The organism is Nitrincola tibetensis (assembly GCF_003284585.1).
In the GTDB taxonomy this organism is placed as follows: domain Bacteria; phylum Pseudomonadota; class Gammaproteobacteria; order Pseudomonadales; family Balneatricaceae; genus Nitrincola; species Nitrincola tibetensis.
The window spans coordinates 65,346-87,431 of the sequence record NZ_QKRX01000008.1 but is presented as its reverse complement, the minus strand read 5'-3'; the positions used below and the strand labels follow the sequence as shown (position 1 = coordinate 87,431).

General features: G+C 45.4%; 20 protein-coding genes and 5 tRNA genes. 8 read left to right on the top strand and 17 right to left on the bottom strand.

What is annotated here, in order from left to right:
• Window positions 1-64 precede the first annotated feature (64 nt).
• Window positions 65-1,393, top strand: coding sequence for a BatD family protein (locus DN062_RS11735; RefSeq protein WP_112159517.1), 1,329 nt, complete (start codon window positions 65-67; stop codon window positions 1,391-1,393).
• Here DN062_RS11735 and DN062_RS11730 read toward each other — a convergent pair.
• Window positions 1,390-2,271 carry a TIGR01777 family oxidoreductase gene (locus DN062_RS11730; RefSeq protein ID WP_112159516.1) on the bottom strand — a complete coding sequence of 294 codons (882 nt, stop codon included), beginning with the start codon at window positions 2,269-2,271 and terminating at the stop codon, window positions 1,390-1,392. The genes DN062_RS11735 and DN062_RS11730 overlap by 4 nt on opposite strands.
• A gap of 133 nt (window positions 2,272-2,404) precedes the next feature.
• Here DN062_RS11730 and DN062_RS11725 point away from each other — a divergent pair, with 133 nt between their 5' ends.
• Window positions 2,405-3,523, top strand: a complete 1,119-nt coding sequence (locus tag DN062_RS11725; protein WP_112159515.1) for a DUF484 family protein — start codon at window positions 2,405-2,407, stop codon at window positions 3,521-3,523.
• A gap of 57 nt (window positions 3,524-3,580) precedes the next feature.
• Here the strand turns inward: DN062_RS11725 and DN062_RS11720 are convergent, their stop codons facing one another.
• The 12 genes from DN062_RS11720 to DN062_RS11665 all read right to left on the bottom strand — a co-directional run bounded on the left by DN062_RS11720 (window position 3,581) and on the right by DN062_RS11665 (window position 10,938).
• On the bottom strand, window positions 3,581-3,967 hold the full coding sequence (locus DN062_RS11720; protein WP_112159514.1) for a hypothetical protein: 387 nt from the start codon (window positions 3,965-3,967) through the stop codon (window positions 3,581-3,583).
• Between the two features lie 99 nt (window positions 3,968-4,066).
• Window positions 4,067-6,688, bottom strand: a complete 2,622-nt coding sequence (gene pepN / locus DN062_RS11715) for an aminopeptidase N (RefSeq protein ID WP_112159513.1) — start codon at window positions 6,686-6,688, stop codon at window positions 4,067-4,069.
• Window positions 6,689-6,702: 14 nt separating this feature from the next.
• On the bottom strand, window positions 6,703-6,972 hold the full coding sequence (locus tag DN062_RS11710; RefSeq protein WP_112159512.1) for a YeaC family protein: 270 nt from the start codon (window positions 6,970-6,972) through the stop codon (window positions 6,703-6,705).
• 37 nt (window positions 6,973-7,009) lie between these two features.
• On the bottom strand, window positions 7,010-7,630 hold the full coding sequence (locus DN062_RS11705; RefSeq protein WP_112159511.1) for a rhomboid family intramembrane serine protease: 621 nt from the start codon (window positions 7,628-7,630) through the stop codon (window positions 7,010-7,012).
• 9 nt (window positions 7,631-7,639) lie between these two features.
• Window positions 7,640-8,617, bottom strand: a complete 978-nt coding sequence (locus tag DN062_RS11700) for a metallophosphoesterase (RefSeq protein ID WP_112159510.1) — start codon at window positions 8,615-8,617, stop codon at window positions 7,640-7,642.
• Between the two features lie 12 nt (window positions 8,618-8,629).
• Window positions 8,630-9,508, bottom strand: coding sequence for an NAD(+) kinase (locus DN062_RS11695; protein ID WP_036507060.1), 879 nt, complete (start codon window positions 9,506-9,508; stop codon window positions 8,630-8,632).
• A gap of 31 nt (window positions 9,509-9,539) precedes the next feature.
• The gene (locus DN062_RS11690; protein ID WP_162301295.1) at window positions 9,540-10,292 is read right to left on the bottom strand and encodes a 1-aminocyclopropane-1-carboxylate deaminase/D-cysteine desulfhydrase; all 753 of its coding nucleotides are present in this window, start codon (window positions 10,290-10,292) and stop codon (window positions 9,540-9,542) included.
• A 187-nt stretch (window positions 10,293-10,479) separates the two neighbouring features.
• Window positions 10,480-10,556, bottom strand: a tRNA-Asp gene (locus DN062_RS11685).
• Window positions 10,557-10,560: 4 nt separating this feature from the next.
• Window positions 10,561-10,636 (bottom strand) — tRNA-Val (locus tag DN062_RS11680).
• Window positions 10,637-10,687: 51 nt separating this feature from the next.
• A tRNA-Asp gene (locus DN062_RS11675) sits at window positions 10,688-10,764 on the bottom strand.
• A gap of 4 nt (window positions 10,765-10,768) precedes the next feature.
• Window positions 10,769-10,844 (bottom strand) — tRNA-Val (locus tag DN062_RS11670).
• A gap of 17 nt (window positions 10,845-10,861) precedes the next feature.
• Window positions 10,862-10,938, bottom strand: a tRNA-Asp gene (locus DN062_RS11665).
• 400 nt (window positions 10,939-11,338) lie between these two features.
• On the opposite strand from DN062_RS11665, the gene syd reads away from it, so the two are divergent.
• Window positions 11,339-11,908, top strand: a complete 570-nt coding sequence (gene syd, locus DN062_RS11660; protein ID WP_112159508.1) for a SecY-interacting protein — start codon at window positions 11,339-11,341, stop codon at window positions 11,906-11,908.
• Window positions 11,909-11,919: 11 nt separating this feature from the next.
• The gene (locus tag DN062_RS11655; protein ID WP_112159507.1) at window positions 11,920-12,498 is read left to right on the top strand and encodes a YajG family lipoprotein; all 579 of its coding nucleotides are present in this window, start codon (window positions 11,920-11,922) and stop codon (window positions 12,496-12,498) included.
• 4 nt (window positions 12,499-12,502) lie between these two features.
• Here DN062_RS11655 and msrB read toward each other — a convergent pair whose 3' ends face one another.
• Entirely contained in the window at window positions 12,503-12,910 is a 408-nt protein-coding gene (gene msrB, locus DN062_RS11650) for a peptide-methionine (R)-S-oxide reductase MsrB (RefSeq protein WP_112159597.1), read from the bottom strand.
• Window positions 12,911-13,101: 191 nt separating this feature from the next.
• Here msrB and DN062_RS11645 point away from each other — a divergent pair, with 191 nt between their 5' ends.
• From DN062_RS11645 to htpX, 3 genes are all read left to right on the top strand, one after another.
• Complete coding sequence (locus DN062_RS11645; RefSeq protein ID WP_112159506.1) at window positions 13,102-14,316, top strand: pyridoxal phosphate-dependent aminotransferase; 1,215 nt, start codon at window positions 13,102-13,104, stop codon at window positions 14,314-14,316.
• 118 nt (window positions 14,317-14,434) lie between these two features.
• Window positions 14,435-14,803, top strand: a complete 369-nt coding sequence (locus DN062_RS11640; RefSeq protein WP_112159505.1) for a hypothetical protein — start codon at window positions 14,435-14,437, stop codon at window positions 14,801-14,803.
• Between the two features lie 120 nt (window positions 14,804-14,923).
• Window positions 14,924-15,805, top strand: a complete 882-nt coding sequence (gene htpX / locus DN062_RS11635) for a protease HtpX (protein WP_112159504.1) — start codon at window positions 14,924-14,926, stop codon at window positions 15,803-15,805.
• Window positions 15,806-15,829: 24 nt separating this feature from the next.
• Here the strand turns inward: htpX and DN062_RS11630 are convergent, their stop codons facing one another.
• Complete coding sequence (locus tag DN062_RS11630) at window positions 15,830-17,764, bottom strand: response regulator (protein ID WP_112159503.1); 1,935 nt, start codon at window positions 17,762-17,764, stop codon at window positions 15,830-15,832.
• Window positions 17,765-17,789: 25 nt separating this feature from the next.
• Window positions 17,790-18,299, bottom strand: coding sequence for a putative pterin-binding protein (locus DN062_RS11625; protein ID WP_112159502.1), 510 nt, complete (start codon window positions 18,297-18,299; stop codon window positions 17,790-17,792).
• 267 nt (window positions 18,300-18,566) lie between these two features.
• Between DN062_RS11625 and DN062_RS11620 the strand changes: the two genes are divergently transcribed.
• Window positions 18,567-20,810, top strand: coding sequence for an Orn/Lys/Arg family decarboxylase (locus tag DN062_RS11620; protein ID WP_112159501.1), 2,244 nt, complete (start codon window positions 18,567-18,569; stop codon window positions 20,808-20,810).
• A gap of 50 nt (window positions 20,811-20,860) precedes the next feature.
• Here DN062_RS11620 and DN062_RS11615 read toward each other — a convergent pair whose 3' ends face one another.
• On the bottom strand, window positions 20,861-21,988 hold the full coding sequence (locus DN062_RS11615) for a DUF5610 domain-containing protein (protein WP_133256758.1): 1,128 nt from the start codon (window positions 21,986-21,988) through the stop codon (window positions 20,861-20,863).
• Window positions 21,989-22,086 lie beyond the last annotated feature (98 nt).

The following is a 22,086-nucleotide window of genomic DNA, read 5'->3' as shown; positions in this document are numbered from 1 at the left end:
TTACTCATTGCACAGAGCCATGCCTTACTTGATAATAATCCTATAGACTTAAGAATAAGATTATATGAACACTAAGCTTAAGCAAGCCTTTATTACTGTTTTTTTTATATGTTGGGTTATTTCAGTTCCTGTAGCTGCAGAGCTTCAAGTCAATATTGACCGCCAAAGCCTAACCTTAGATGACCGTGCTGTTTTGACGATTGAAGCGAATGGTGATTTTCAATTACCACCGGATCTATCCCCTTTGCAGCAGGACTTCCGACTTGGTGCGATTCAACGTTCATTAGTGACCACCCACACAGCTGGCAATCGGCAATCCAGAACGCGTTGGCAGATTCCCATCAGCGCTAAAACAACAGGTTCCGTTGTGCTTCCTCCTCTGAAGCTGCAAAACTTTATATCAGAACCCATTCAGCTATCCATCACCCCTGGCCGCGAGCGAGCTCCAGCCTCCACTGCTGCTCAGTTCAACGATTTAGTCATTGAGGCAAGGCTCGATCGTTTGATCGTCTATAAAAATGCTCAGCTGATTATGGATGTTACTTTATTTCATCGACAGCCTTTACCTGATGACACAGAGTTTGTCCCGCCCTACATTGAGTCAGGGCGCGTGATTCGTCTTCAACCACCGAATACGCGCACAGCCGAGGTCAACCGCGAACCCTATTTAGTCACTGAGTTCAGCTTTGCCCTCTTTCCCAATGAAGAGGGTTATATCCGCATTGAGGGACCTGCGTTAAGACTACCCGAAGGGAACCTGTTTTTATTGGATGAGCTTCTGGCCGATGACCTAGAAGTTGAGGTTTTACCTCAGGCCCACGAAACGCATGATGGCCATTGGCTGCCTTCAGAAAATGTGTTTTTAAGTGACACACTAGGAAGCCTCCCCTTAGGTGATGAACCAAGACTCTTGCGCAGCATCACGCTAACGGCGGTAGGACTCACATCTGATCACTTACCCGATAATCTGCTGCCAGGAGAAGCCTATTCTCATTACACACTCGTCGGACGTCAAAGTGACGAGCATTTATCAAGCCAAGGTGTTACGAGCGTATTGCAAGAGTTATGGCTGTTAACCCCTGAGTTAGAAGGCACATACCCCCATCCTGGAACTGAGATACACTGGTGGGACACCTTATCAGATCAAGCCAGAATCACTAGCAAACCTCATGGTGAGATTACCATAGGATCTGAGTTCATCCCCTCCGCAGTGATCGATATCGCTACAAGCCCATCTATCAAGCCTCACAAAGGAGAGGATCAAGATTTCAATACTCAACGCCTAGGGTTAATAACAGCAACATTAATGTTGCTGATAGTTCTGAGCTACACGTTCTATCAACGCTGGAATCAGCATTTAAACCGACGCGTTACCCTTAAGCGACCTGTTTAAATAGACGCGCTAATTGCGCCAGGTAAATCAGGATAGTCAAATACAAATCCGAGACTGGTTAAACGTGTAGGTACAACTCGCTGCCCCTTTACGAGTAGCTCGCGCCCTTCACCTAACATCAAAGCGAGGGTAAACTCCGGCACTCTAAAAATAGCTGGCCGACAAAGTGCTTTAGCAAGAGTTTTAGAAAACACTTCGTTGGTTACAGGGCTTGGTGCTGTAAGATTGAACGCACCTCGAATCTCTGGATTATCAACAAGATAAAGCAACGCTCTCACCTCGTCTTGTAAATGAATCCAAGACATCCATTGCTTACCCGTCACAACTGGCCCACCTAGGCCCAACTTAAATGGCATAAGCATCTTTGCCAAAGCTCCACCTTGAGGACCCAGCACCACTCCAGTTCTAGCCAAACAAACTCTGATTCCTAAGGCTTCAGCGGCAAGCGCTTCCGCTTCCCAGTCCGCACATAGCTGATGAGTAAAGCCCTCGACAATGGCACTGTCTTCAGAAATCAAGGACTCTTGTTGACTGCCATAAAAGCCAATGGCAGAACCACTCACTAACACTTCAGGTTTTTGCTCTAATCCGCCTAACCATTTAACCAATGAAGCGGTAGTCTTAATACGACTTTCTCTCAAAAGCTGCTTGCGACTCGCACTCCAACGTCGATCTAAGATCGGCTCACCCGCTAAGTTAATAACGGCATCCAGTGGCTGATCAATCGAAATATCCGTTAAGTGCTGCACATACCGAACACCTTGTGCCGTCTTATGTGGCGTCCTTGAAAGGACAATCACATGATCGCCACGATCAGTCAGCGCTTTCACCAATGCACGCCCAATAAATCCCGTACCACCTGTTAAGAGTAGGTTCATGTGATTCTCTCCTTATTCATTTTTGTATACACTAGGCGCAGCTAAACTTTAGTGTAAATATGTACGTTGATACCGTTAATACAGATTGTACGCCCTTACATTCTATTCAGGACAGCCAACTAAGGATATCTGGATGAGTCGCGCTATTTCTCTTGAGGAAGAAAACAAAGAGTTACGTCGCATGCTGACGATTATGCGGCAAAAAGCCTATCACAATGACCAACTCTTACATTCTTTCTTTGAAGCAAAGCTCAAGCTTATGTCATCCACCACCTTAGTTGAGCTCGTCAGCTATTTATTGAATGACTTTAGGCGAGATTTTAAGCTATCAAGCTTAACACTTATGTTGCTCGACCCAGAAGATATCGTAAGAGATCTTCTTCAGGGCTATGAAGTGAACTCAATAGAGTCCGAGCTACATTTGCTGAAATCACAAGACCCTCTTAATGAGCTGTTTCCAGATTTAACGTATTTCTGTGGTGAGCCAAACGAAACCGTTCGAACCTTTTGCTTTCCTCATACGGCGTCTATTCAGTCTTGTGTGCTTTTACCCTTAATCCAGGATAACTGCTTAATTGGCTCCTTAAACCTTGGCAGCCATGATCAACTGCGCTACAGCCAGTTTCTAAGTTACGATTACGTGATGTACCTTGCATCAGTCTTATCAACCTGTATTGAGATCTGTATTAGCCGAGAAACACTTGTCCGCCTAAGCAGCATTGACTCTCTTACAACCACAGCCAACCGTCGTAGTTTTAATGAGCATTTGAGCCGCGAGATCAATCGTTGCCAGCGATCAAGTGAACCTTTTGTTTGCATGATGCTCGACATAGATCATTTCAAATCGATTAACGACCGTTTTGGTCACTTAAGTGGTGACCAAGTCCTTCGTGCTGTTGCACAATTGTTAAAAGAAAAGCGACGAATTCTTGACTGCGTTGCACGCTACGGTGGAGAAGAATTTGCGTTACTGCTGCCCAGTTGTTCGCTAGACACAGGATTAAGAATAGCAGAAGAGCTGCGTAACACCATCAGCCAAACGCCCTTTTATGGGCAAGAGGGTGAGTCGATACAGGTTACCTGCTCAATTGGATTAACCGTTTGTGACCCAAAACACCCGCAATATTATCGTGACGTTGAAAAGCTAAAATCAAACTTAATCAGCAGTGCAGATCAAGCCCTCTATCGGAGTAAACATAATGGGCGCAACTCTGTACACCATCAACCTTGCCCTATGCTCATTTCACCTTGAAAACTATGCCCACCTTAAACAATAAAGGCCGCAAGTGCGGCCTTTATTGTTTAGATTTCAACGATACTGCTCGTCATTGAACGGATCAAGTGGACGTTCTAGCAAGCTATCTTCATTGAAATAAAGGACACGTCCTTCAAGCTTAAGCCCTTTGGAGCTGAACCAACGCTCACTTTCTTCCAGCGCTTCTTCGGAACGGCTAACGGCGTACCAAGCACGGATGACTCGGTAGAGATAATGCGCAGCAAGTGCAGCTGCAGCACCTAAAAAGAACTTTGAGCTAATCGCAAAAACCAAAATAATCAGAGCGACAATCCACACTCGACTACCTTTGGCCTCTTTAACTGCTTCTTTGGCAGTGCTCAACTGTTCTTGGCACTTTAATGCACGGCGAAAATTCTGCTGAATATCAAACTTGTCGTCTGCAACTAAGAATCGTTCCATTCTACTTATCCCAATGGTTTATTTTAAAAACATTTTATAACAGAGTATAACGAAGCTAGGCGAATGGAGCGAGTCAATCCAATACAACCTTTGACTAAGTTAAGCCATACTCTTACTTAAAACTTCATAAACATCACCCGACAAATCCCCAGACTCAATGATGCGCTGTAGTTGTGCCTTCATCAACGCCTGCCGTTGGTCATCATAACGCTTCCACCGTGTTAAGGGAGTCAATAAGCGTGATGCAACCTGCGGGTTTTGTTTATCTAATTCTATAATTTTGTCTGCTAAGAAGCGGTACCCCTCGCCATCCAATCCATGAAAGTTCACTGTATTTTGATTACAAAATGTTGAAATCACAGCACGCAGTTTATTTGGGTTACGTGAATCATACACAGGATGCTCTAACAATGCTTTGACACGAGACAATGCACCTGCTTTTGGATCGGCCGCTTGCAGTGCTAACCACTGATTCATCACGAGAGACTCATGCTGCCATTGATTCAGAAATTCGTCCAGCATTTCTCGCGCAGAATCGGTAAAAACAGAATAAACAACCGCGGATAAAGCCGCAAACTGTTCTGTCATATTATCTGACTCGGCGAACTGCTGCTCGGCTAATGCCAAGTACGTTGGGCTATCCAATGCCATCAAATAGCTCAAACACGTATTTTTTAAGCTTCTGCGAGCCATTTCAGAAGAGTCAGGACGGTAGCGCTCCTCACTGCCCATCTCGTTGTACAGCGTTAACCATTGAGTCTCAAGCGCTTGCGCGAGTTGTCTGCGCACAGTCCGACGCGCATGAAATATCGCATCGACATCAATCACACTCGATATCTCACTGAGATAGGCTTCGGTTGGCAAGGTCAGTAACAGTGATGCCATTGCAGGATCATCCGATGCGTTTTCAAGCAAGACTTTCCAAGCAGCTACAATGGTTTTAGGCAACTCTTCTTCAACTTTTCCTCCTTTAAGAATTCGCGCTTGTAGCAAGCGAACCGCCAATTGCTGCCCCGCATCCCATCGCGAAAAACCATCCATCTCATAGGTCAACAGAAAGCTAAGCTGCTCCTCTGTATAGGGATAAAAAAGCTTGACGGGTGCCGAAAAACCTCGCAATAAAGAAGGGATCGGCTGCTCATGCAGCCCTTCAACTACAAAGGTTGTTTCTTCATTGGTCAATTCAAGCAACTGCGAGGACTGTCCATTTGATAGTGGAATCACTTCTCCGTTTGAATCGAAAAGCGCTAAGTTCAGCGGGATATGCAGCGGATACTTTTCGGTCTGGCCTGGCGTTGGCGGCGTTGATTGGATAAACCGCAATGAGTAGGTTCCCTGATCGGCATCATAGTCATCAATCACGTCTAATCGTGGCGTACCCGCTTGACTGTACCAACGCTTGAACTGAGTCAAATCGCGTTGAGAAACGGCCTCCATACAAGCAACAAAATCATCTGTGGTAACCGCCTGACCATCATGGCGATCAAAATACAGATCCGTGCCTTTTCGAAATAAACTCTCTCCAAGCAATGTATGCAGCATTCGGACAATTTCAGCGCCCTTTTCATAGACCGTCAGCGTGTAGAAGTTTGAAATTTCGATAAATGACTCTGGACGAACCGGATGCGACATAGGACCTGCATCTTCTGCAAATTGTGCAGTACGCAGCAGGGTCACATCTTCGACACGCCTAACCGCAGCCGAGTGCATATCTGCCGAAAAGCATTGGTCTCTGAAAACAGTAAATCCTTCTTTTAAACTCAACTGGAACCAGTCACGACAGGTCACACGATTTCCAGACCAGTTATGAAAATACTCATGCGCAACTACGGATTCGACCCGTTGAAAGGCGGCATCTGTTGTTGTTCTTGGATGCGCAAGCACACAAGAGGTGTTGAAAATATTGAGTCCTTTGTTCTCCATTGCGCCCATATTAAAAAAGTCGACGGCGACAATCATGTAAATATCGAGATCGTACTCACGACCGTAGACACGCTCATCCCAGCGCATGGACTGTTTCAAGGATTCCATGGCATGGCCTAACTTATCTAAGTCTTTAGCCTCGGCATAAATTTGCAACTTAACCGCTCGACCCGATTGGGTGATAAACGTATCCTCTGCGCAACTGAGATCGCCTGCAACCAGCGCAAACAAATACGCAGGCTTAGGAAATGGATCCTGCCAAGTCACCCAATGATTCGTTTCATCTGAGCCCTGCGCAACTGGATTGCCATTGCTTAACAGGATCGGATATTCGTTTTTATTGGCAATGAGAGTCGTGGTAAAAACGGCCATAACGTCCGGACGGTCGGGGTAGAAGGTGATACGCCGAAACCCTTCAGCTTCACACTGAGTGCAAAACATCCCATCAGACAGATACAACCCTTCCAAAGCGGTATTCGCTTCAGGGTTGATTTTTGTGACACAGCGCAATTCAAATGTTTCGTTTAACTGAACAGTCAAGCGCAACACTTCATCCTGCCGCAACCATGCACTACTAGGCAAATCGACGCCATCAATTGACAGACTCAACAACTCTAGGGAATCATGTCCAAACAGACACAGTGATTCATCTGGAGAGGCTTGCGGATTACGTCGCATCCGTAACACTGACTCAACGCAAGTTGCCGTTGCATCAAGCTCAAAACGTAAATCAACCGTTTCTACTAAAAATGCGGGTACAGTATAGTCTTTGAGGTAAATAACGGATTTTTGCGACATAATACGGAGAGACCTTAGCTATTTAAAATTTTTAAAACTTCGGGCTGCAGAGGATCACAACCGTGCTGATTTCCATCCGGACGCGTTCGATCAATGAAGCCTACCCGCTTTTCTTCCGGAAGGTTACGCAAGTGCTCATAAGCAATCACAGCTTTTAAGCTATATTCTTTTTGTTCTGGTGTTAACGGCTGCCCATTCGGCCATTTACCGATTTCAATTGATGTCTTCATCGACTCATAGACATCGTGAGTCATGGACTCAATCATTTCATTAAACGATAACATTGACCTCTCCAATACAAGACGCTCGTCGTGACGCATTTTACGCAAAATATCGCCTAAGCAGATGACCTGGCAATACCAATAAAAGCCCAACCAATAAGCCCACCAAGTGGGCCGTATTAGCGATAGCCCCAAAGCCAATCAAACCCAAAAGTCCGGTGTAGCCTAGTAACAACCAAACCACCATAAAGCCCATCAAACCCTGTGGCAAATAGAATCTAGGACGCAGTTGCATGCGGTCCCATAACCATGCGTATCCTAGCACAGCATAAACCACACCGGACATACCACCAAATAGTGGCCCACTGACTAAGAACTGAGCAAGATTGGACAACCCGCCAGAAATCAGTACGATCACCAACAACCAAACTGGGCCTTGCGATTGCTCAATACGCGTTCCCACAACCCAAATCCACAAGAGATTAAAGACAAGGTGCAGCATACTAAAATGCATAAACATGGGCGAAAAAAAACGCCACCACTCACCAGATGCCACGACTCCTTTCAGATTGTAATATGAGATTTGTGCTCCAACACTGGAGAAGTCTGAAAACGTCAGCAATCGCATCATGCTGCGATTGTCACCAAACCCAACCAGCATCGAAATAAAAATGCTCAAACCAATAAAAATGAGCGTCATCCAGTATCTACGCCAGGTCATTTATGTTCCTTAATCTGAGAAGACAAACTCTCGAGCGACGTCGACCCAAACAAATTTATCTTTTTGAATTCTAACTTCATCGTCCATCCTGTAGGCTACTAGCTTGCCGTACTTCACCGCACTATAATCCAAACATGCAATATTCGGTGCCAAGGGCTCTGGCTCGCCTTGACACCAATAGTGACCAATAAATAAGGGCTTTTGGTCTTCTCGATAGCAGATCAAATCTGCGCGCTGTTCTCGACTTAAGGGCAATCGTGCCAAATGCGATGGTAGAGGATCTGGCTGAAACACCACATCTACAAGATAATATGGATCTCTAACCCAGAATTTAGTTCGAAAAAAATGTCGCTCAAACCCATCTCGACTGATCATGACCTCATCGTTAGGTAACTTTAAATGAGTGCCTCTTAGCAGTCGATCGATAATGGTGTATTCCAGTGAGTCCTGAACAGCAGAACGAAAAAGAAAGCCTCTTTTCATCCGGTTGCCGCCGTTCATCTCTATAAACCGATCAATCATTTGCTGATGCCAACAGGCATGTACAATTCGAAAACGGTCCATATCAAGAAATAATGGCATTTGTTCAAACCATTGCAAGAAGGCTCTCTGGTCTTCAGGATAGTTGGCCAACTGCTGCAACGTTTGTTCAAGTATACGCTCATGACGAGGCGTATGACTGCGCAAATAGGCTTGTGCGAAACCACTAGGTGCGGGTGTCAAATAACACAGGTAATTGTATTCATGATTACCCATAATAATTTGGGCATGACCGGCATCAACCATATCTCTTACCAAATGCAGAGCTTCACGGATATGAGGGCCGCGATCAATAATATCCCCCACGAAGATGGCTTGCCGTTCAGGATGAGAATAGACACCCTTGCTTTGGGTATAGCCCATACGAGTTAGGAGAATTCGAAGACTCAAGGCGCAACCATGAATATCACCAATTAGGTCATAGCCTTTAAACGCTCGCTCGCTCACTAAGTGCCTCCATTAACTTGGCCGGGATGACCAGCCCAGTTTTTCGCGGCAGGTTTCATAAAAGTTATAATCGACGGGATGAATCAGCTTAAGCTTGGCTGACTTTTTTCGGACCGTAATAATATCCCCAGGCGTCAAACTAAAATCGGACTGGCCATCACACGAAATAGTTGGATAGGTCGAGTTTTCTTCACTCACGACCATCTTCAACTCACTGTTACCATTCACTACAATCGGTCTGCTTGATAAGGTGTGCGGGAACATGGGCACCAACACAAGCGCATCCAATTTAGGGTGCATGATGGGTCCACCCGCTGACAACGCATATGCAGTCGACCCCGTCGGGGTTGAAATAATCAATCCATCTGAACGCTGGGTATAAACAAACTGCCCCTCTATATATAAATCAAACTGAATCATGCGTGTGGCTTTACCTGGATGCAACACACAATCGTTTAAGGCAGCCATCTCTCCAACCATCTCACCTTTACGACGAATATTCACATCCAGAAGAAAACGTGTATCAACACTGTACTTACCTTGCAGCACTTCATTGACGCGTTCTTCAATTTCTTGTGGTGAAATATCGGTCAAGAAGCCTAGATTCCCTCGGTTAACACCTAGCACTGGGACATTACTCTGAGCCAACGACCGTGCTGCTCCTAGCAAACTCCCATCACCACCGACAACAATAACTAAATCACAGATCTCACCCATCATTTTTTGCTTGCTGGTTTGTCGACCATGACCCGGCATAACCTCTGCTATTTTTTGATCCAAAATGACATTCAATCCCTTATCATCCAAAAATCGAATCAACTGCTTCAAGGTGTCAATCACCGCTTTGCTACCTAGGCGACCAATCAAACCAATGTTACGAAAGTTATCCATGGGTATCTCACTGTTAAGAAGTCTGTCTTCATTATAGTGGTAATGGCCCTTGAAATTCAGGGGCTAATCGCTCAATTCTCGACTTGCAGCCGCGCAACCCCTGCATTCCACCTGTATGAAACAAGGCTACACGACTACCATGAGGAAATGTATCAGACATTGCAAGTCGGCAAAACGCTTGATACATTTTTAACGTGTATAAAGGATCCCAAAGGTTTGGGTTTTTATACCATAACGAAGCCAACTCCGCATTGACCTTCCCATAAGGCGAGCTTCCATCCAGCACCGTCAAACCCTCAGGCATAGACACACTCATTTCAGTTAAATGCTGAGACAGTATAGATCGCGCCTCTTGCGCGCTAATTTGAAGCGCTGGAACGACAACAAGGTGACAGTCTCTAGGCTTTCCTAACAGCAAGCCAGCTGCCGTCGCTCCCGTTCCAAGGGGGCACAGTGCATAGTCGAAATCAGACTCTGCTAAAAAAGACCAGATATTAGCGCAGCTTAAAACAGCCTCTGGAGAACTCCCCCCTTCCGGGATCAGCTCAAAATCTCCGAACTGCTCATAAAGCGCTTGAGTAAAATCTGGATGGGTTTTATTTCGATATTCCAGTCTTGAAACGAAATGAAGCTTCATTCCCCAAGATTCTGCATCTTGCAACGTGGGATTTAATGGACTGGGCATTTCGCCCCGGACAACACCAATGGTTGCAATACCGTAATGGTAACCCGCATAGGCCAACGCATGAAGGTGATTTGAATAGCAGCCGCCAAAACTGAGCAAGGGTCTTCGCTTACCTGAATCAAGGCTTCGCTTGAGGACAGGTTCAAGTTTGAACCACTTGTTACCGCTAATTTGGGGATGACACAGATCTAGCCTAATTATCGATACATCAAGACATTTCTGTCTTATCAAGGCATTAGAATATGAGCTGGAAGAAATATGCATTTAGAAATATAAACAATTTTAATGGCGGAACGGACGGGACTCGAACCCGCGACCCCCTGCGTGACAGGCAGGTATTCTAACCAACTGAACTACCGCTCCGTTATGGTGGGCGAAGAGGGGTTCGAACCCCCGACCCCCTGCTTGTAAGGCAGGTGCTCTCCCAACTGAGCTATTCGCCCATAACGAATGACATAATAAAATGTCGGTAACCACTAAAACGTTTACATAAATGGCGGAATGGACGGGACTCGAACCCGCGACCCCCTGCGTGACAGGCAGGTATTCTAACCAACTGAACTACCACTCCGTTATGGTGGGCGAAGAGGGGTTCGAACCCCCGACCCCCTGCTTGTAAGGCAGGTGCTCTCCCAACTGAGCTATTCGCCCATAACGTTCAATACCAGTGGCGGAATGGACGGGACTCGAACCCGCGACCCCCTGCGTGACAGGCAGGTATTCTAACCAACTGAACTACCACTCCGTAATCTGGCATTGCTGTCATTGCGGCTGTCGCTGTTTTGCTGTGCCTCAATGACGGTGCGAATTCTAATGATATTCAGAACTTTGTCAAACACTTCTTTGCAAAATATTTAAATATTTTTGATAGCACAATTCTCGAAACACTCAAATCGCCAGCAAACATAAGGGCTCCAGCCCTTTTTCACACCTAAAAATATTTTATCAGAAAATTAATTTTTTTCTCTAACATCAAGTAGCACGCCGTGTAATTGATTGAATTTTATACAAACAATTTAACCACAAACACTCAACGCTGCCACTAAATCACAGGTCAACACTGATTTTAGTGCCAAGGACTTGATCGACTTACACTCAGAAAGCTAGAGTAACCCAAATTCACGATCACCAGCGATGGACACCCGATGCGAAAAACCTCTTCCCCTGTTAAAGATGCACTTGATGGCTTTTACACAAAGTTTTTTAAGCTAGTAGATGAGAAAGGAACTCCACTCGTTCCTTATGACTCCGAATGGCTTAGCGTTTGCTATTTAGAAGACGGCAAAGAAGGTGACGATGTCAGATGGCTGCCCAAACGTCAAACTCAAGCGACCGATATGTTTGAGAGGCTAAGTGAAGCTCTGGAAACGCCAATACACCCCGATATCATCGACTTTTACAGTCATTATTGGTCAGATCCAATCACTGCAAGCACCGCACAAGGCAAACTATCCTTGTTACAGGTTTGGAATGATGATGATTTTGAACGTCTACGCGCTAACTTTATTGGGCATGCTTTGCAAAAAACGCGGCGTAGACACCCCTTGACGCTTTTCTTTGCATTGACTCTTCCTGACACTGAGATGATGATCAGCATTGACAATGCAGATGGACGCATTTGGGTTGAGCGCCCAGGCAAGTCACCCCATCTATGCATTGCGGATTCACTGGCTGAATTCATCAACTCTTTAGAACCTGAACTCACAACTGTTTAGAGGATTTATTTGTGCGCACGCTACCCCTTACGATCATACTATCAACGCTGCTTTTGATCGGATGCACCAGTGGCCCTATGCCACAGCGCATCTATTTCGAACCTCAAATCACATCCATACCCAGACTCCCATCCTCCATCCCCTTATCCGTTGAGGTACGCTACCCGCAACAACAACTCAAAATCGGCACCTTGGCTGACAGGTTTGGCAACGAAACAACTATTTCTGTAACAGATGGAATGACCACCGAATTTCAGCGAGCCGCGATCAACACACTCAATCGCATGGGCGTTCAGACGAGCGCATCTTCAAATGCACGTTTAGTCCTAACACTTGACCAAGTCACCTACTTTCTTCGCAGCGATGGTGTAAGAAGAGAACTGGTGGGTGAAATACGTATGAGCATGAACGTTAACGATGGACGCCGTAGCTATTCAGGAAAGTTCGAAGCCGCACAACGCCAAGAAGTCCTAGCAACGCCCAATGAGCAAAAAAGCCGTGAATTCATGAATGAAGTGGCAACTGACCTGCTCACGCAAGCGTTTAACGACCCCGAATTTACGCGTTACTTAATTCAAGGGTCGTTGTAGAGGGTTAGCCTGTTTCATCAGATGCTTCAAAATTCATTGCGACCGAATTAATACAATAACGAAGACCTGTTGGGGGTGGACCATCTGGGAACACATGCCCCAAATGCGCACCACACCCACTACAGGTCACCTCTGTTCGCAACATGCCATGAGATCGATCCACATGCTCTGTCAAAGCAAGTGGATCGATAGGCTGCCAAAAGCTCGGCCAACCACAGCCAGCATCAAATTTGTGCGCAGATGAAAACAAAGGTTGCTGACAACACACACAATGATACTGACCGTCTTGGTCTAATGCATAAAGCTCGCCGGAAAAAGGCCTTTCAGTCCCCTTCTGACGACACACGTAAAATTGCTCTGACGTGAGAAGACTTTGCCACTCATCCTCAGTTTTAACCACTTTATTTGTCATAATTATTAACCAGCATGCACGTAATTTATCGTGATTCCCAATTGAAATTAGCCATGTAAGGCGTATCATTATGCGCCTACCGGGACGCTTGGTCTGCCATTTCTTGCACCCAAATCATGCTAAACGCCCGCTAACACTCTTTTTAGCTTTTTTACGCTCAGGCCTCGCCTTTAGAGCTCGGGATCTACAAGATGTCTGTTATCCGCAAATCGAATAAACTTATCAATGTCTGTTACGACATACGTGGCCCTGTCATGCAGGAAGCCAAGCGTCTCGAAGACGAAGGTCATCGTATCATTAAGCTAAACATTGGCAACCCAGCACCTTGGGGATTTAACGCACCCGAAGAGATTGTAAAAGACGTTATTTACAATCTCCCCGAGTCTCAAGGCTATTGTGACTCTAAAGGTGTATTCTCTGCACGTAAAGCGGTGATGCAAGAATGTCAGCGTAAATCGATCAAACATGTTGGCATTGAGGACATCTACATCGGCAACGGTGTGTCTGAATTGATTGTGATGGCGATGCAGGGCTTGCTGAACGACAATGATGAAATGCTGATTCCTTCACCTGACTATCCATTATGGACAGCAGCGGTGAGCCTCTCAGGCGGCAGTCCTGTTCACTATCGTTGCGATGAAAGCAATGATTGGCTACCCGACTTAGATGATATCCGCAGTAAAATCACAGAGCGAACCCGTGGCCTTGTCATTATTAACCCAAATAATCCAACAGGCGCTGTTTATCCTGAATCCATCTTATTGGCACTTCTCGAAATTGCTCGCGAGCATTCATTAATTGTTTTCGCTGACGAAATTTACGACAAAATTCTCTACAATGAAGCAGATCATACGTCGATTGCCTCACTTGCAGACGATGTTCTGTGCATCACCTTTAATGGTTTATCAAAAACCTACCGAGCGGCTGGCTTTCGCTCAGGATGGATGATTGTCAGCGGCCCTAAACACAAAGCACGTGACTATGTGGAAGGACTGGACATGCTCGCCAGCATGCGTCTTTGTGCCAATGTTCCCGCGCAATACGCCATTCAAACAGCGCTAGGTGGTTACCAAAGCATTAATGAACTCATCGTACCTGGTGGGCGCTTGCATGAGCAAATGGAGCTGGCTTGGCGCATGCTGAATGATATTCCGGGTGTATCCTGCGTCAAACCCAAAGGTGCCTTGTATTTGTTCCCGAAACTAGATCCAAAGCGCTACCCAATCCACAATGACGAGAAGTTTGCACTGGACTTACTGCAGCAGCAAAAAGTACTGATTGTTCAGGGCAGTGGCTTTAATCTTGATGATACTCAACATTTCCGCCTAGTTTTTCTGCCCAGCACCGACCTTCTTGTCGAAGCAATTGAGCGAATTGCGGTTTTTTTGAAAACCTACGAGCAATAAGTAAAACAGACTGCTATCATAAAAGAACCTGAATAGTGTTTTATTCAGGTTCAGCTTTTTGTAATCTGACTGACCTATTCTTCTATTTCCAAGCACATTTAAGGGATGCAGATCTAACATGTTTATCAAAATCAAAAAGAATCTTGGTATCTCTATGCAGCACAATGGCATAGATAAGCGCCATATAGTTCCCGTTACCTCTAACTTTTTAATCAACCTTGATCAAGTTGCTGAAGCGTCTTTCTACACACTAAAAACCGCTAAAACCCACGTAGATCTTGAAGGTCGCGAAATCGAACTACCCATGCACACAGCCGTTGTACATCTTCAAATGAGTTATCTCTATGCGCTCTACACTGAAGACAATGCGGGCCGTAAAGGTCGTATGGCTGAGCGACAGTTTTATAAGCTTTTCTTTAGACCTGAAAACCTAGACCCTTACCTTGAACTTAGAGGTGTCATCGAAACCCAGGTTGCCAATCTTTAATTCATCTATACCTTGCTTAGACTAAGCCGGTTCAAAAAACCGGCTTTTCCATCTTGAAACTTTTACCCTTCACCCACATCTAATAGCCAGTTCAACTTCTAACAGGAAAAGACAGCCACCATGAGAATACTCCTCTTTCTTGCAACCAACATTGCAGTGATTTTCATTGCAAGCATTACACTGAACCTACTCGGTGTTGAGCATTACTTATCCGGCACTGGGTTGAACCTTCAATCCTTGTTGATTTTTTGTGCTGTTTTTGGCTTTGCAGGGTCATTTATTTCTTTATTTTTATCGAAATTCATGGCAAAAATGGCAACCAAAACACAAATCATTGAACAGCCACGCACCGCTGAAGAACGCTGGTTACTTGAAACAGTTGCAGAGCTCTCCCAAAAAGCGGGCATCAAAATGCCGCAGGTCGGTATTTTTCCGGCCCAGCAATCAAACGCGTTTGCAACTGGCTGGAATAAAAATGATGCGTTAGTTGCCGTTAGCAGCGGCCTGTTACAGCGTTTTCGTCCTGAAGAAATCAAAGCCGTACTCGCCCATGAAATTGGACATGTTGCCAATGGCGACATGGTGACATTGGCTTTGATCCAAGGCGTTGTGAACACCTTTGTAATGTTCTTTGCGCGCATTGCAGCCTATGCTGTCGATAACTTCTTACGTAAGGGGGAAGGTGAAGGACGCGGCATTGGTTACTTTATTACCGTGATTGTCTTTGAAATCATCTTTGGCATTCTTGCATCGATGATCGTCTCTTGGTTCTCACGCAAACGCGAATACCGTGCGGATGAAGCAGGTGCAACTTTGGTCAGCTCCGCAGCAATGATCAGCGCCCTACAGCGTCTAAAAGCAGAGCAAGGCATTCCAGATCAAATGCCAGACCAAATGATGGCATTTGGTATCAACAGTCATTTGAAAGATGGGCTAATGGCACTTTTCTCAACTCACCCACCGCTTGATGACCGTATTGCCGCATTAAGCCGTCGCGGTTAATTCAAACACATCGATGAGAGAGCACTAAGTGCTCTCTTTTTTTATAATCCTTTTGCCCCACCTCTCTACCATCACCTCTAATTCTGCTTTTTTAATTGGCTTCGAAAGATAATCATTCATTCCTGCCGCTAAACATCTCTCTCGATCCTCTTTCATTGCATTGGCAGTCATGGCAACAATGGGCACATCTTTAAACGCCGTTTGTGACGAACGAATCGCTCGAGCCGCTTCTAAACCATCCATGATCGGCATTTGCATGTCCATAAAGACAAGGTCAACGGCTTCCTTTTCAAGCAGCGCTAAGGCCTCAACACCATTTTCAGCAATCAATACTTCCTGAGTGAATTTAGATAATAACCCCATCGCCACTTTTTGATTCACGCGATTATCTTCGACAACCAAGACCCTAAGACGATTGGATGGGGCTAGCTCTGCAGATGGCGACTTATCAGCAATAAACCTCAGCGACTCCATGGGCTCAGACACACCTTTCAACAGGTCTTTTGTTTGATCTGAAAATGACTTTACCGGCTCCTTATCACTTGCTACTCCTAGATGCGTCATAGGTAGCGTAAAATAAAAACGACTTCCAACGCCTTCCAAGCTTGCAAAGCCGATTTCACCACCTAAGCCTTCAACAATACGTTTACAAATCGCCAACCCCAGTCCCGTCCCTCCAAACTTTCTAGACGTTGACGCGTCCGCTTGCGTAAAAACATTGAAAAGCTTGCCTTTAGCGTCTTCCGCAATACCAAGCCCAGTATCCTTAACGCTGAACCTCACCCAACCTTGGCGATATTTATCTTTCTTGACAGAAACAATCACCTCGCCTGAGTCCGTAAATTTAACTGCGTTTCCAACGAGATTGAGCAAGACTTGGCGAACTCTTCCAGCATCTGAGCGGTATATCCCCTTAACACTCTCGTCAATTTTCGTGAGTACTCGAGTGTTTTTCTGCTCAGCGGTGATCGAAAACAAAGCCGTCACATCCTGTACCATCGGCACAAGATCAAACTCTGAATCATCAATTTCGAAACGCCCTGCTTCTAATTTTGAAATATCAAGAATATCGTTCAGGATAGTGAGCAACGCCGATGCACTGCCGTAAATTGTTGCAACATAATCAGCTTGAGTAGGGCTTAGAGGTGTTTCTTTTAAAAGTGTCACCATACCCAATACGCCATTCATAGGAGTGCGAATTTCATGACTCATCGTCGCCAGAAATTCTGACTTAGACTTACTTGCAGCCTCTGCTTTTATCGCAGCCAACTGCAGCTCAGCGGCTAAGGTTTCTGCATTCTTATGGGCATTTTTGGCTTCTAGCATTTTGCGGACAATGAAGAAAATAATCATAGACACAATGATGGCCAAGAGCAGAACCAACAAACCCAGATAGTTGTAGAGTTTTAATTGATGCTCACGGTTTTCAGTAATCAGGAGTGCGCTTATTCCCTTCATTCGAGTCACAAGCTCTTCGGAGTTTGTCAGCACCTCCGCCGTCAGTACCTCAATACTAGCAAGAGACTGCTGGGCATGAGCATCTCCCTGCTCAAAAATCAGATCCATCTCTCTCACCAGTCGAAGTATCTCATTTGAGAGCATTCGTGTTCGAGGCGACGAGTCAAACAACTCTGCCAACTGCCCTCTTTCTAAATGACTTAAACGGCTATAAAGAATCTCATAGCGCAACAAAAGTTCATCCCAAGTAACAGGATCTAAATCACGCTGATATTGTGCGATAAGCGTCCTTAATTTGAGATTCTCGCGATCCAGTTGATAAGCGGCCCACAACGCATCATCGCGGGCCGCACTCAACACTTGATCCTGTCGATCATGGAGGGTAAAAAGCATCACAAGAGAAGCGAGTAAAAAAACAATCGCACTAAAGGGTAACAACCACACATTAAACCCATATACCAACATGCGTTTTATTTGTTTTTTAGGACTGGCCTCTCTCACTACGAACCACCCACACTGTTGGAACTCAACGGAATTCTATTGCACGAATCTGCCAGACCGACCGATTATAGTAAAGCTCATTTTTGAGTTTAGGCTCATCATCAAAGGGATAAATTATAAACAAAGGACCTTTATCACGCACTCGCATATAAGCGTCATTGTGCTTTAATGCCAAGATGGCATCGATTTCTATAAAGTCACTCACAGGCACTTCAGCACTGTAATCATTCAGTGCTGTAATAATCATGACCTCTGCGCCATCCACACCGACCGCTTCGAGCAACGCTCGACCTAAGGGTCCCTCGAAGCGATCTTTTGCTTCAGTCCAGGGGGTCGTGGTTTCGGTTATTTTCTGCTCCAATGCTTCTAACATTTCGCGATCAAACACAGCACGATCACCAAAGTTTGTATTGGTTATTTTACCGGAGACCGTCAAGATAACCGCTCCGTTAGGCTCAGGTAATGGTTGAGCATAGACAATTCCAACGCTCAACAAAGAGAGAACACAGATGACTTCCAAAAAAATGCGCCGCATAGCAAACTCCTGATTTCTGTTTTTTTCATTTTATCTGTTTTTTTCTGTTTTTAGCAAAAATATCTTTGAAGTGCTAATCTAGTTTTAGCTCATAAATGCAATTGCTGCGAAATATAGCAACGGATTGTACGCTCAGGGCGGTAGCCGCTGAGATATTAATCACCTAAAATAGGTGAGTTACATAAGGCTTTTTCAGGCTTTCTTTAACAGAGTTGTCACTTTAAAGAAGGACAATGCCATAAAACCCTCTAACGACAGGCGACATGAATGAAATTTCGTTTTCCGGTCATTATTATTGACGAAGACTTCCGTTCCGAAAACATCTCTGGTTCTGGCATACGTGACCTTGCTGAATCGATCAGTAAAGAAGGTATGGAAGTGGTTGGCTTTACCAGCTACGGCGACTTAACGTCCTTTGCCCAGCAAGCCAGCCGAGCCTCTTGCTTTATTCTTTCAATCGATGACGAAGAGTTTGCCGATGAGCAAAACGGTCACGCATTGGAAGCCGTCCGAAATTTCATTATCGAAGTCCGCAAGCGTAATGCGGACATCCCCGTGTTTTTATACGGAGAGACACGCACATCTCGCCATATTCCAAATGACATTCTACGAGAGCTGCATGGCTTCATTCACATGTTTGAAGACACACCGGAGTTCGTGGCGCGACATATTATTCGTGAAGCACGCAAATATCTTGATAGCCTAGCCCCGCCGTTTTTCCAAGCGCTTATGGCCTATGCCAGCGACAGCTCTTACTCATGGCATTGCCCTGGGCACTCTGGCGGCGTTGCATTTTTAAAAAGCCCAGTAGGACAAATGTTTCACCAATTCTTTGGTGAAAACCTCTTACGTGCCGATGTCTGCAATGCGGTTGATGAGCTAGGTCAGCTACTGGATCATACGGGGCCTGTTTCGGCAAGCGAGGCGAATGCCGCACGTATTTTTAATGCCGATCATCTGTTTTTTGTCACCAACGGTACATCGACCTCCAACAAAGTCGTTTGGCACTCCACCGTAGCGCCAGGAGACATTGTCGTTGTTGACCGTAACTGCCATAAATCGATCTTGCACTCCATCATTATGACGGGCGCTATTCCGGTGTTCTTGATGCCGACACGTAACCATTACGGCATCATTGGCCCAATACCCAAATCTGAATTTGATCCAGAAACAATTCGTAAGAAAATTGAGCAGAATCCCTTTGCCCGTGAAGTGGCGAATAAAAAACCTCGTATTCTAACGATTACACAAAGTACCTATGATGGTGTTTTGTATAACGTTGAGACCATCAAGGAGATGTTAGGTGACACCATCGACACCTTGCATTTTGATGAAGCTTGGTTGCCGCATGCCTCGTTCCATGAGTTCTACCACAACATGCACGCCATTGGTGAAAATCGTCCACGCTCAGAGAATACACTGGTCTTTGCCACCCAGTCGACGCATAAGTTACTGGCGGGCTTGTCACAAGCTTCACAGATTCTGGTTCAGGATGCTCAATCACGTAAACTGGACACTCACCGCTTCAATGAGTCTTACTTGATGCACTCCTCCACCAGCCCACAATACGCGATCATCGCATCCTGTGACGTTGCTGCAGCGATGATGGAGCCACCAGGCGGACATGCGCTGGTTGAAGAGTCCATTTTAGAGGCTTTGGATTTCCGTCGCGCCATGCGCAAAGTGGATGAAGAGTTCGGTGCAGACTGGTGGTTTAAAGTGTGGGGACCTGAGTACCTTACGGAAGAAGGTATCGGCAATCGCGATGATTGGGTGATTCATGCCGATGATAAGTGGCATGGATTCGGTAAAATTGAGTCAGGCTTTAACATGCTTGATCCAATTAAAGCCACCATTATCACACCGGGGCTTAATTTAGCTGGCGAGTTTGACGAAGTCGGTATTCCCGCTGCCATCGTTAGTAAGTACTTGGCTGAGCATGGGATCATCATAGAGAAAACTGGACTTTACTCTTTCTTTATCATGTTTACGATTGGCATCACCAAAGGCCGCTGGAACTCAATGGTCACAGAACTGCAACAGTTCAAAGATGACTATGACCACAACCAGCCAATGTGGCGCATTATGCCGGAGTTTGCGAAAAAATATCCTGCTTACGAGCGTATTGGGTTGCGTGACTTATGTCATCAGATTCACAACGTCTATAAGCAATACGATGTCGCCAAAGTCACCACTGAGATGTATTTGTCCGACATTGAGCCTGGAATGACACCTGCAGATGCTTGGTCAAAAATGGCACACCGTGATGTTGAGCGTGTCTCGATTGATGAACTTGAAGGACGCGTTACTGCGATGCTAGTGACACCTTACCCACCGGGCATCCCTTTGCTGGTGCCAGGTGAAATTTTTAACGATACTATCATTAGCTACTTGAAGTTTGCCCGCGATTTCAACTCTTTATTCCCTGGTTTTGAAACTGATGTCCATGGACTGGTTAGAGAAAAAATTGATGGAAAAGATGCTTACTTTGTCGATGTTGTCAAAGCTTAGATAAAAAACGGAGCTCTGTTAGAGCTCCGTTTTATCGATGGAGAGTTAAATTATTGCTTTGGAAAAACTGACTCTAACAAGCGACTCATGTTGTTGTTCAGATTTTCTTGCTGCTCTTTTTGAGCATCGATATACCGAATATCTTGGTGCATCAAACCATTCATCAGCTCAGACATAAATGACTCAGGCTCTTTAATAAAGCTCTTGATCTGTTCATTCATCGCCTGCTTCATGCCATCCATTAACTGCGACAAACGTTGCTGAGGCCTTTGCGTTTCAGCTGAGTTGCCTAAGGCTTGTGTTTTTTCATAGCTCATCGCTGCACTGTAACTTTCACTGCGGGTCAGTGTTAAACTCATTGAAGCCAACTGCTGCGTATCCATTTTAAAATTCGCGGCCTGCTCAAACGCTTTTTGCACATCGCCCTCAAAGAACTCATTCGCCAACTGATTCACATCGCGAATTAAGCTTTGAATCGCATCAATTTCATCGACATTCAGATTCCCTTGCACCGAGAAACTAAATCCTGAAGTCTCACTTCGGCTCATATCAAAAATGGCAGCCATACCTGAATCAGATTTGGCAACAGCCATTCCTGCTTGCATGCTTTCAGATCGTCCAAAGGAAATACTGACTTTATCGCCTTCTTTGGTCATCAGGTTTAATTCAAAGGTTTCTGATTTTTCAAAACGTTGTGCAGCTGTCATCTGTGTCAGATTTGAAACAAGTCGCTGTTGTGGTGACAACTTTGCCAGCGCGTCAAAAGTTAGACGTTCCGTCTCGGAAACATCGTCTGCAATCGTTCCCTTCAGCACATCTAAGTTAGTTAAAATCTCTTTTGCTTCTTTAAAACCCTGCTCTACGCCTTTCATAGCCGCATCGTACATTTGCTGTACACGCTCCTCGGATGCACCACGGGCACGGGCATTTTCGAGTCCAGCTGCAACAAATCCGCTGATTCGATCGGCCACCTTCTCTGGTGTAAACTGATTCGCATCCAGTTTTTTAAACTTATCGACGGACATACCCGGTATGCTTTGGGATAGGGTTTGCAAAACTTTGTTGTGCAACTCAGACAAACTGCGCCCCGACTCTGACGGCTTAGCTGATTTGGATGGGCTCATAGCGTTATCGAAGGGTCTTGGTGTCGGCACCAAGGAGGATTTTATCGTATTCACGGTCGTCTCCAACTCTGATGTTCGTATTCGTTGCACTGAATACGTATTTCAATCATATATTATTTAGGCTATCGGCTGAGTTCCCCCTAGCTTGAGGG